Source organism: Haemophilus sp. UMB1048, assembly GCF_030218125.1.
Classification (GTDB): Bacteria; Pseudomonadota; Gammaproteobacteria; order Enterobacterales; family Pasteurellaceae; genus Haemophilus_D.
In genome coordinates this window covers 1-285 of sequence record NZ_JASOPB010000084.1, presented here as the reverse complement: position 1 = coordinate 285, position 285 = coordinate 1, and the positions used below count along the sequence as shown (strand labels likewise).

The following is a 285-nucleotide window of genomic DNA, read 5'->3' as shown; positions in this document are numbered from 1 at the left end:
CCTTATGTGACATTTTCTCCTTACGCTCCTCTATGCCGTTCTGCATCCTGTCCGGATGCGTTATATCCCGGTGCGATTTTCCGCTTCAAAGCGTGTCTGTATGCTGTTCTGAAGTTCTTCCGCGAGTTCGTGCAGCTTCTCACACATGGCGGCCTGTTCGTCAGCATCGAGTGCGTCCAGTTTTTCGAGCAGCGTCAGGCTCTGGCTTTTTATGAATCCTGCCATGTTGAGTACGGCTTGCTGCTGCTTGTTCATCTTTTCGTTTTCTCCGTTCTGTCTGTCATC

1 protein-coding gene is annotated in these 285 nt (G+C 50.5%); it reads right to left on the bottom strand.

The genetic code is table 11. The features are described from left to right. Positions 1-60 precede the first annotated feature (60 nt). A complete protein-coding gene (locus QP437_RS09980; RefSeq protein WP_001041619.1) occupies positions 61-255 on the bottom strand; it encodes a Rop family plasmid primer RNA-binding protein in 195 nt (64 codons plus the stop codon). Positions 256-285 lie beyond the last annotated feature (30 nt).

Excerpts from the sequence above, each read along its gene's own strand:
- QP437_RS09980 (WP_001041619.1), bottom strand. The coding sequence starts at position 255 with ATGAACAAGCAGCAGCAAGCCGTACTCAACATGGCAGGATTCATAAAA.